The organism is Bradyrhizobium sp. 31Argb (genome assembly GCF_043638955.1).
Classification (GTDB): Bacteria; Pseudomonadota; Alphaproteobacteria; order Rhizobiales; family Xanthobacteraceae; genus Bradyrhizobium.
Genome location: NZ_JBEGDB010000264.1, coordinates 1 through 11,158, shown reverse-complemented (window position 1 = coordinate 11,158; position 11,158 = coordinate 1). Strand labels below are relative to the sequence as shown.

Sequence of the window (11,158 nt, the reverse complement as noted above, 5' to 3'; positions counted from 1 at the left end):
CTGCGTCCACGATCTTCGAATCATGGTTGCCCATGGATTCAGAATCCTCAGTCAATTACAACTGTAATGCTAGAGCGGCCATCGAAGCCTGCTGTTAATCAGCGAGACGGCATCAACGAACAGACGCGCGCGGCTGGCAGCAGCCGCGAACGCGCGCTGCCTCAATATTCGCCGCAAGCTGTAGATTTTGAAAATATTTTGGTGATGAAAACCCTGATGGTCAGCAAGCGAGAACAGCCCCCTGAACGGCTCGGCCACTCCTCTTTCGGGAATGATCCGAAAATCCAAATGCCTGCGGGCGTTTACAGAAGCGGTAACAGGCTGTCTTCTCAATGCGCGCACGCCCTCGATTTTGACCTGCAGCGTCCCCATGACTCTGCGCCGTCGCAGCGAAGCGGCCACAGCCTCTCACTCGCAGTTCGCGTGAACGCGCATGTCGCGCGGCGTCATGCCGTAGTAATTTCGGAAGGCGCGATAAAATGTTGCAAGGCTATCGAAGCCACAGGCATAGGCGACATCCGCGACGGGCCGTGACGGCGCCATTGCCAACAACTCGCCCGCTTTGCGCACCCGCAGGGCCGCCAGCGTGCGCGAGAATGAGAGCCCCGTCGGCTCGAACAACACATGAACCTGCCGCAGCGATATTCCGAGTTCTTGCGCGACCTGCGCGGGCGACAAGCCCGGCTGATGCAGATCGCGGACGAGAATGTCACGCGCGGCATAGTAGAAGCCCGAACGCAGCGCCGCGCGGCACTCGGGCATTCCAGGCAAGAGACGGCCCCGCGCGAGCATGGCCAATCTTGCGATATGCGTGATCTCTGCCGAGGGATCGACGACACCGCGCGGCTCCTGCGTCAAGGCATGAAACAGCGCCGAGAGCGCCCTGAAGAACGGGCTCTTCTGCAACAGCGTCGCGGCGAAAAGGTCATGGGCCGGCGCGCCCAGCAGCACGTCGCGGCCCAGGGGGATCTTCAGCATCAGGAAGTCGAACCCGTCGGAACGCTCCGGTGTCCCCTCGAAGGGAGTGTCGGAATGGTTGATGACGATGTCGCCATCGGCCACGCGATGTCCCCGCCCCCGGCCGACATCCATCCAACCGGCCCCGCGCGTCTGCCACGCAATGCACAGGCTGTCGGCCGGCATGCGCGCGATGTCGCCGCTGGTCCGGCTGACCCGATAGGACGAGGCATGCATCCGCGAGACGATCGCGCCTCCGATATCGATCGCGGAAAGCCGCCCCTGAAAGTCGGCGCGGCGCTCGCTCGGCAGTTCGATCGTGACACCGAACAGGCTCTTTCCGCGCACCTCGCGCCAATGATCGAAGCGATGCTCGGGGTCGATGTCGTCGGTCGTAAAGCTGAGCACAGGGGTCTCATCGTCCAAGAGGAATGAAAAGCGTCTTTGTCCCAAAACGGGGCGAGGTCGGTGTGCCGGTACCCAGGGGGCCCCGAACCGATCCCAATACTTTCCGGAACACCGCCTCTCCCCGCCCCGCCCGTCGGCGCGTGGCCCCACGGCAGCCGAAAAGGCGGGAGCGCATTCGTCCCATGATGGCGGCCAGGTGTCCTGATGCGGTGCCCGTGGCGTTCTGAAGTTTTTCTGATATTTTCTGAATGAGCCGCCACAGCACGGATTTTCCGACATTTCCGGCGGCTTGGGGCAGTTTCGGGGAACCGGGGGCTGGGTGTTTCGTTTTGCCGGATTTGAGCTCGATCGGGAGCGCGCCGAGTTGCGCGGGCCGGATGGCGAGGCGGTCAGGCTCAGGCCGAAAGCGCTTGAGATGCTGCAGCTATTCGCCGCCAATGCGGGCCGGGTACTGAGCAAGGAAGAGCTGATGGAGGCGGTCTGGCCGAACGTCCATGTCGGCGAAGACAGCCTGTTCCAATGCATCCGCGAGATTCGCACCGCGCTGGGCGATGACCGGCGGCAGACGATCAAACTCGTGTCCGGCCGCGGCTACCTGTTCGCAGCCGAAGTGTCGATTAAGCCGCCAGCACCTGCCGTTGCCGTGCAGGCGAGCGCCGAGCCAATTGCAAGCGCTGAACCCGCGACCGAGATTACAACACCGCGGCGGCTATTCGGCCTGCGCCGGCCGGTGGCTGCCGCCGCCGCAGCAGCCCTCTGCGTGATCTTCGGGTTTGCGGTGGCCGCTCCGACCTTCCGTCCCGATCTCATGTTCAAGCGGTCGCCGCCGACCATTGCGCTAACCCCGATCGTCGATGCGAGCAACGACCCCCGAGGGCCCGGCACGGCGGCGGCTGTAACCGACCGCCTGACCGACGGTCTGGCCAGGATCGACAATATCCGCGTGGTCGCACCGCGGCAGGTCGCGGCGGCAACGGCGCCCGCATCCACGCCCTCGGCACAGTCGGACTTCGTGCTGAATGGCGAACTGGAGAAAGGTCCGCAATCCTGGATCTTGCGGGCGCGCATGATCCAGACCGCCACCGGCGAAGTCCAGGCGGTCGTTACGGTGTCGGTCGACGCCACCGAATCGGACATGCAGTTGCAGCAATCGCGGCTGGCCGCGGGAGCAGGTCATGCGCTGGCACGGCGCCTTAACGCGCTTCTGGAATCCGGCGCCCATCCGGCGGCAGCCGGCGACGCCAAAGTTGCGATCGAGCAAGCCACAGCCTCGATCAATCGAACGACGCGCGAACGTTTTGCCACAGCGCAGACGATGCTGGAAAAAGCGCTTGCCGCCGAGCCCGACAATACCGAGCTGCAGATCGCGCTGGCCGCCCTTCAGTTGCGGGGGATTCAGATGACGTGGTACGCGCCGGCCGAACGCGCAGCGGCGGAGCGCAACGCCGGATCGCTGCTGGAGCGCGCACGACAGACGACGCCACGTTACATTCCGGTGCTGGAAGCCTATTGCCGCTTCCTGACCGCGACCAACGAGTTCGTTGAAAGTCTGGTGGCCTGCGCGAAAGCATTGAGTTTTGATCCGTGGAACGGGTTGGTTCTCTACCACATCGGCCTGGCGCAGCTTCAATTGGGGCGCTTCGAGGACGCGCTGGCAACATTCAAGCAGGCCGATCGCTTCGACACGCCGGAAGTTTCGCGCTGGACCTGGATGCTCGGGGCGGGATGGACCGCCCTGCTCATGGGCAGCAACGAGGAAGCGGTGTCCTGGCTGCAGCGGTCGATCGCCATCACGCCAGCGTCGGGACGCTCCTATATGCTGCTGGCCGTGGCCTATCAGCGCCTGGGCCAGCCGGACGAGGCAAGGACGGCGATGGCAAAGGCCATGGCGTTGCGGCCCGATTCGACGGCCCTCAACATCTCGCTGCCAACGCGCAATGCCAGCCCGGCTTTTCTCGCGGCGGGCGAGCAGTCCATGCAGACGCTGCTCGAGCTCGGATTGCCGGAACGCTGACGATAACAACCTCGCTCAAAGCGTTGTCGTCAGTGTCTTTTGCGGCAGGCCCCGACCTGTCACGTACCCGCCTCACAGGGACCCGGACGCATCCATCTGCTTGGTCATCTTGCTTCGCTCCTCCGTGGTCAGTTCACCTGCCTGCTCGGCCGCGCCCGGACCGTTCCCAATGACACGAAGCATGCCATTCGGATCGTACTGTCCGCTCTGACGCCCAGGACGTCGTCGTTCGTCACGCGGCTGATCGCCTTCATCCTGCGGGCCGCCAAAACCGATGAACTCGACGATGATGACCGACGGCTGGGCGTCAGCCGGACCTTGCCGCGGGACCGCAGCCTGTTGCGCCGCGGCGCCCGCGGTGCTGTTCGCCGCGAGCGCATTGCTCACATTCGGCGCCTCGATGATGGGAACGCCGGTGACGGTCCCTTGCGCCTGGATGTTGCCGGCATTGATGATCTGCAGCGCAGCCAGATTGACATTGTTGGCGCGGATGCCGGCTTCGCCCGCATCGATGGTGCCGAGCGGAGCAACCAGATTGACGTCGCTTGGCGGTACGTCCGGGAGAGACCTGATGGCGGCAATGCCCGCGCCGCTCGACGGCATCGGCGGAGAGATGGTCACGTTGCCGTAGCGGTCATAGCTGCGGAGCGGCGGCGTGAAGATCTGCGTCGTCTTGGAGCCGCGGCCGGCATTGATATCGCCTTCCGCCGACCAGATCAGGATATCGCCGCCGTATGTGGTCATGACGCGGGAGAGGCCCAACAGGACGCTGCCCTTTGAATACATCTGGATAGCGCTGTCGGCGCCCATCGTGATCAGACCGGCATTGGGGCCGGGAGCGATGCCTTCGACGCCGACCAGTGTCCGGCCGCCCGGCGTCAAGGTCTGGATCGCACCGCCGAGTTCAGTGCGGATACCCGCATCCCGCAGGATCTGCGGCCCGGTCGGATTGTCCGGATTGGGCGTGAGCGAGCTGAACATCGTGATGTCGCCGTGATAGGCGATCGGCTTGCCGGCGGCATCGTTCTCCGGAAACAACGTGGCGATGGCCTCGCGGCCACGCACGTAGCTGCCGGCACGGCGGCTGTCCTGATCGTTGTACTCCTTCCCACTGATATCGAGCTCGGCGTAATAGACCTGCCGGACGAATACGCCCTGTTGTTCCACCGGCAGTGTCAGGAAGAATGCGAGCGCCTCCTCCTTGGTGCCGGTGAAGACATATTGCTTCCCATTGGCGACATAGGGGTGCTCGGGCGAGAACCGCTTCGTGAGCCAGGTGAACAGGTCGTCTTCATAGGTCTTGGCCACCTTGCCGGGCTGGTCGGCGAGCGGCCGCGCGGGGTCGGCGAGATTTTCCGGGTCGAAATAGCGCTCGGCGAACCCGGAATAGTTCGGCCCGCTTGCGCCGACACCGGCCGTGACGGTGATTCCAGCGCCGCCGCTGCGATTCACCGCCGCAAGCGGATCGACCTCCGGGAGCATGCCGAGGCTCACCAGCCGACCCTTGTCAGCCTGGTACACGTTGCGGCCGGCGGTGATGTCGAGCAGTCCGGGTCCGGCGATGTTGTACTTGGCGTAATAGATGTCGCGGCCGGCCGAAATGACCGAAATATCGGTTTCATGGTTGTGCAGGATCAGACTGCCGGACGAGCGATCATCGACTGCGCCGATGATGTCGCGGCCCGCCATGATGCGCACCGGCTTTGCCGCGACGTAGATTATCGGGGACAAGCTGTTGAACGGATCAGCCGTCAAAATTCCTCCGGTCGTGAGGCCAATAATATCACCATCTGCGGCATAGAAGCGCACCGGCTCGGGATCGGCGGCATGCAACGTCGCGGTCGGCGTGTCCGCGATCAGCGTATCGAGAAAGAACGTGAATGGGCCGAGATTCGCAACGGCGGCAGACTGTAGCACCGGGGTGACGTTTGTGATCGGCTGGCCAGTTATCGGATCCAGTATCGGCTGACCAGGTGCGCCGGCGTAGAACGCCGGCTTGAATGGATTCGCAATCGAATTGGCATCGGCCCTGGCGCCGGAGATGCTGACGGATAAGCCATTCGCGTAGATCGAGCCGCGTGCCAGCAATTCGAGCTGGCCGACCGGCGACGGCGCTAGTTCGAAACCCCGCAATGCGCCGTAGGCCGAAACTTCACCGGGAAGAAGGATATCGCCGCTCGCGGCAACAGCGCGGAAGGTCGGCGGGGCGTAGGTCGGATCCCAATTATATACATTGCCAGTAAGGGGCGGTTGATAGTCGAACATCGGCATCAGATTGCCACCTGCCGCGAACAGGTCGATCGAGGTGGTTGGACGCCAGAGCGAGAACCACGAATTGCCGCCATGATCGTAGGGAATCTGCGTGCCATCCGCGGCGGTGTAGAGGAAAGGCGTGGTGTTTTGGACAGGTAGACGGCCGGGATCGGCGGTGCCGGCCAGAGCCAGATCGCCGCGGGTGGTCAACGTCGCCGCCGCATCGCCAAGGACGACGAACAGTCCATCGCTGTATCGCGCCTGGGAGGCGACCAGCGGATCGGGGGCGCGCGGATCCACGGTACTGGCATCATACACAGGTGTGAGCGTGCCGATCGAGCCAGCCGCCAGATCAAGCTGCCCACGGAGATTCGTCAGCGTGGCGCCCGGTCCGTTGAAGGACATGCCGCCGTGCAGTATGCCGCCGATCTTGATGGTCAGGTCACCGCCGCCGGTGAGATCCAGCGTTCCGCCGGTGACCCGATCACCATCCATGGTGACGGATGTCACGCGTCCGGTTCCCCCGATCGCCACGTCGAGCGCCGTATTCGGCGGATAAAGACTCGTCAGGGCACCGATATCGCCAGCGGCTGAAACGGTCACGTTACCGCCGCCAAGTGCGCCGAGGCCGCTGAAGCCGGTCAGCGTCCCCAACGTCTGGCTGCCATCGTTCGGGTTGACGCCGTTGGAGTAGAGTCCGAAGTTGATCCACCAGGCCGTCGCCTGGCCGGCGATGTCCCCGCCCTGCCGCCACAGCCAGTTGCCAACCGCATTGCTGGTGCCGAAGCTCAGGCCGGAAATATTGCCGCCGGCCGAGAGCAGCACGTTGCCGCCGTGATCTGGATAATAGGCCTGATAGAGCGTCCCGTCGGGCAGCGTTTTGCCATCGGCGCCGCGCGGAAGCTGGTATTTCGGATCGACCGCAGCAGCCTGAGTGCCGGCGGTGTAGACGCCATAGAGTGAGTATTGCGTGTAGTTGCCCCCCGCCAGCAATTCGAGATCACCCGTGCCGGTGCGCAGCACGCTGAAAATCGGCGACCCGACCCTGAAACCTGGACCGCAGATTTCAGGAGCATAGCTGCACCAGAAGACAGGATCGTCGCTGGGATCGACTCCCTGCGAGTTGCCCGGGAGAATGACGAGCCCGACAGCTCCCGAGTAATGGGTGTCGGCCAGGTTGATGTCTCCGCTGCGGCCCGGCTTCAACGTGCGGGTGTCAGCCGACCTGAGATCGGCACCGGCTGCGAGCCGCATTGACCACGACAGTGATCCTGCGGAAAGCATGGGAGCGCTCCCCCAGACTTTACCCTGGCTTCCATCCGCTCCAGGCGCGCGCAGCGGGACAAATAGGTTGATGACGCGCTCGCCGCTTGGGTCGATCGTGATAAAACCGCCTTCGGAAATCTGAAGCAGTCCTGGAAGGACTGAGCCGGCGGGAATGGTTGTATCCTGCGTGACTTCGACAGGAGCGCCATCAGTTAAGAACACCGACAAAGGAGCGCCTGCTGGCCACAGCATCGCCTGAATTGGCACGTTGACCGGCAGGAGAGTGCCGGCACTCAGTATTGTCCCGGCCGGAAGCTCGGTGCCGCCAGGGATGACCTGTCCTTTGGTAAAAGTCTGGCCGTCCGGGAGCCGAATCGTGGCTCTTGCAACAACGCCGCCAGCAGGAACGGTGACTGAATCGGCGAGCGTGACCTCCGTCGGGATCACCGCGCCCGCGACCACGGTCATGTTACCGAGCGGAATGGCGAAGTTCAGGGAATCGACGCCGCCGAGCATCGTCCCCGCCGCGATGGTCACGCTGACAGGGAGCTTGAGGTCGACACTGTTCGCATCCGTTCCCTGATAGCCCGGCCTCGTGAGATACCAGCCATTGTCGCCGTCGGGCGTTGCCACCGGCTTGCCGAAGCCGTCGGTGACGCTGCCGTAGATGTTGAGATCGCCGCCGGCGCGGATGACAATCGAGCCCGGCTCGCCTGCCCCATAGGTCGGCGACATCGGATTGCGGTCCGCATTGGAGCCGTAGCGGTATCCGGCAAGGTCGATATCGCCCTGCACCGTCAGGTCGCCATCGTCGGTTGCGCTTCTGATCTCGACGCCGGGCCGCAGATGGAAGGCGTTTCCATATGCCTTGAGACCGGCGATCTTCGACTGCAGCGCGCCATTCAGCCAGGCCGCATCAATGAATGCGGTGCTGTCGGCATCGATGCCGTCAAGATAGTCCTGGGTGATGATCTGGTTCAGACGACCGCTGGCAGTGGGGTTGGGATCGAGAGGCGCATCGTTGTAGCTGCGGAATCCGTTCAGCGCGATGCTTTGCGCGCCGCGAATATCAAGCGGCCCTGCCGCGGAGACGGCAATGTCGTTGGCGCCGTCGCCCGTACCGTTCACGCCGCCGCGACGCGGCGCGTTCAAGATGATGCTGCCGCGCGCGACCGTGTCCGCCGAACGCACATCGATCGTGGCGCCCGCTGCAAGATCAAGCGTGCCCTGTGCCGTCGTCAACTCGACAACGGCGCGGTTCGACGCTTCGATCGGTTGGCCGTAGCTGTCGACGCGCAGCACCGTGCCATGCGCGTCGAGCATCGATCCCGAGGCCAGGGTCAGGTTGTCGCGTGCGGAAAGCCTGATGGTGCCGACCTCCGCGCCGCTGGCGTCGATGCGGCCCACCACGGTAAGGCTGCCGCCGTCGACCGAGATAGTGACCTCGCGCGCCTTCACCTCGTTGCCGATCGTGAGATCGCCCTGCTTGAGCACGAAGCTGCGCGCGCCGATGACGCCGCTCTCGGTCAGGCGCTGGTTGAGATCCACGAAGTCAGCCAACGTCTGGGCGCGAATGGCGATGCCGCCTTGATCGTACGGAACGATCGCACCCCCGCCCGCGTCATGGCCGCCGCTGCTGTCGCCCTTGATCAGGCCGGCCAGATCCACCCGCCCCGCCCCGGCGCCCAGCGCCTCCACCGTCACGGTGCCGGCATCGTTGTTCGCGGCCGAGATATCGATCGTCGACCCCACCTGCTGGACCACGTTGCCTTCCGTGCTGGTCAGGATCACGTCGCCGCCCCAGCTGTAGCGGGTCTGATCGATCAGCTGCACGGCACGGCCGGCGAGGTCGAGCTTCGATCCTGAGGCGAGCACGATGTCGCCGGTCGCATTCATGGTCAGCCGTCCGCTGGGCAGGCCGATGGTGGTGTCGAACTGCGTGATGCTCGCCGCGTTCAAGCGGATTTCGGCGCCGAGCGCATCCGTCGTGACAACCGCGGCGCCCGCCGGCGCGCGCATGGTGAGCGGGCCGCCCGCCGTGATGGTGGTGACGGAGCCGGCCTCACCTGTCAGTAGCGGCGTGATCAGGTTGAGGGCACCACCGCCATAGGCATAGCCCTTGCGTTCAACATAATCGCCCTGCGCCTGGTAGACCGATAGCGAGCCTTTGCCATTGGCGGTGATGCGATCGCTGGCGGCAAGATTGACGGTCGAGAAGCCGAGTGCCAGACGATCGAGCGTCGTGTCCTTGCGCTGTCGCTCCGTATCGCTGTAGCCGAATACAATGCGTTCGGCGTTGATGTTCAGCGCGCCGCTGCCGGTGCCGGGACCATTTTGCACAACGGCGCCGGGAGGCGCGCTGCCGAATTGGTCCGCTGGTCCCACGACGTTGCCGATCACGCCGTTCCAGTACAGCGTCTCGGTGGTGATTGTCGCAACATCCCCCGCATCACCATAACCGTAGATCGCCGGCGTGTTCAGCACGAGCTGACCCAGAGAAGATTTTCCAGTTGCCGGGTCGATCGTGCTCAGGCTCACCGTCCCAAAGAAATTGATCGAATTGGCGGCCCCCAATGTCAGACGCTCGAGCTTCGGCGCGCCGAGACTGGGATCGCCGGCCAGCAACATGTTCAGGACACTTTGATTCAGCAGAAAGCCGGTGGGAACGTTGGCATCAGCCAACGCGGCGGTCTCACCGATATTGATGGTAGGCACCGCGAGGGACAGGTACTTCGCGCCCAACCTGAAATTCGTGCCGAATTTCACCTCGCCTGGAGTCAGGAACGTAATTGTGCCGTCGGAGACGATGCGTGCGTCGCTGGAGCACGAACCGCTCGGACAAGCGCCGATTGTGATTCCGCCTGTCGCTGTCCCGCCACTCGCCGGAGGCAGGAAGTTGAGCCATCCGTTCGAGACTGCGACCATGGTGCCTGGGCTCGAATAGAGCAGGCCGTCGGATGAATCGAATGGCGGCTTGCCCATCCCGATGGTTTCGATCCGCGCACCAGCCTCGATATTGATCCGGCCACCATCGACGTCATCATATGGATTGTAGTCGGCGGCGATGAGGAATATTTCGGGCGCGCGCAGATAGGCGTCGGCGCGCACATTGATGATTTCCGTGCTGCCGCGGAAGTTTACGATCGACGAGGATCCACCGATCAACCACCTGCTGCCGCCGATCCAGAGCCGCCCCGCGTTGAGCGCATTAAGCTCGGACGCGCGCACCGAAACGCCATCAAATCCCGGCGTTGGCGCGGCGCCGAAAATCTCCAGCGGCGGACGCGTACCATCCGCAGAGGTGACGTCAACGGTCGCCGTCCCCCCTATTCCGCCTTCGGCGGGCTGAAACAGGGCGGTGCCGGCGAAGGTCAGCGCTTCGCTGGCCCCGGCAGCGAGCAGCAGGTTGAGGGTCTTGGCGTCCGCCGGCAATGCCGGACGGGTCTGGCTAAGCGTCGCGGCCTTCTGGATCGCGAAGTCGCTGTAGCTCATCTCATTGTATTGCGCATATTTGCGCACCGTCGTTCCGGGCATGATGATCGCCCGGACAGCAAGCGGCGGCTGAATCGACGTGTTGGCAATGCTGGTATTGGCATCCACGACATAGGAGCCATAGGAGCCGGACTCTGTCTTGATCGCGCCGGAGAGCGGGGCCTTTGATATGCCGCCGAGTTCGACACGGAAGGCGCCGGGCAACAGCGCATACTGCGAGGGCAGCAGGGTATAGGTGCCGGCGGCCAGGCCGGGAACGCCGGCTGGTATCGTGATCTGCTGGCCCGTGGCCGGTGCAGCCCGAGTGCTGGGATCGCTCGGCGCGTAGCTGCTCGCATAGCCGGGCACGATGGCATAGACGGCATTGCCGGAGGCGCTGAAGGAATTTGCCGGATTGGCGTTGGCCAAGGCCGTGGTCAGGATGTCGACCGAACCGCCGCGGCCGGAGATGAACGCCGAGCCCGCAAGTTCGCCGCCGCCCGAGAGGTCGAGCGTCGCGCCCGGGTGCCCGACGACGGATTGCGCGTTGAACGTGATACTGCCGCCGACCGGCGTATTGATCCCGCCATACGAAAATTCGCCGCCGTTGTACTTGTAGCTCACGCCGTCCGTCGTGCCGCCAAAAGGAAGCAGCAGCCCGGCGGCGCTCACCGATGTGATGCTTCCAGGAAGCAGGTTTACTGCGCCGGTCGTGCTAGGCCGTGTGGACTCTTGGGATTCTCAAATCAGATTGAACGTGATTCAAGGCTTTCTTTTAGGAGGAAGCCT

General features: G+C 63.9%; 4 protein-coding genes. 1 reads left to right on the top strand and 3 read right to left on the bottom strand.

The window, feature by feature from the left end; genetic code table 11:
- Nucleotides 1-69 precede the first annotated feature (69 nt).
- Together AAFX91_RS33295 and AAFX91_RS33290 are read right to left on the bottom strand one after the other, a co-directional pair.
- Nucleotides 70-372, bottom strand: coding sequence for a hypothetical protein (locus AAFX91_RS33295; RefSeq protein ID WP_394569388.1), 303 nt, complete (start codon nt 370-372; stop codon nt 70-72).
- A 36-nt stretch (nt 373-408) separates the two neighbouring features.
- Nucleotides 409-1,365 (bottom strand): AraC family transcriptional regulator, encoded by a 957-nt coding sequence (locus tag AAFX91_RS33290; protein WP_394569387.1) that lies wholly within the window; start codon nt 1,363-1,365, stop codon nt 409-411.
- Between the two features lie 319 nt (nt 1,366-1,684).
- Here AAFX91_RS33290 and AAFX91_RS33285 point away from each other — a divergent pair, with 319 nt between their 5' ends.
- Entirely contained in the window at nt 1,685-3,379 is a 1,695-nt protein-coding gene (locus AAFX91_RS33285; RefSeq protein WP_394569386.1) for a winged helix-turn-helix domain-containing protein, read from the top strand.
- A gap of 72 nt (nt 3,380-3,451) precedes the next feature.
- On the opposite strand, the gene AAFX91_RS33280 is transcribed toward AAFX91_RS33285, so the two are convergent.
- Nucleotides 3,452-11,041, bottom strand: coding sequence for a filamentous haemagglutinin family protein (locus tag AAFX91_RS33280; RefSeq protein ID WP_394569385.1), 7,590 nt, complete (start codon nt 11,039-11,041; stop codon nt 3,452-3,454).
- Nucleotides 11,042-11,158: the final 117 nt, after the last annotated feature.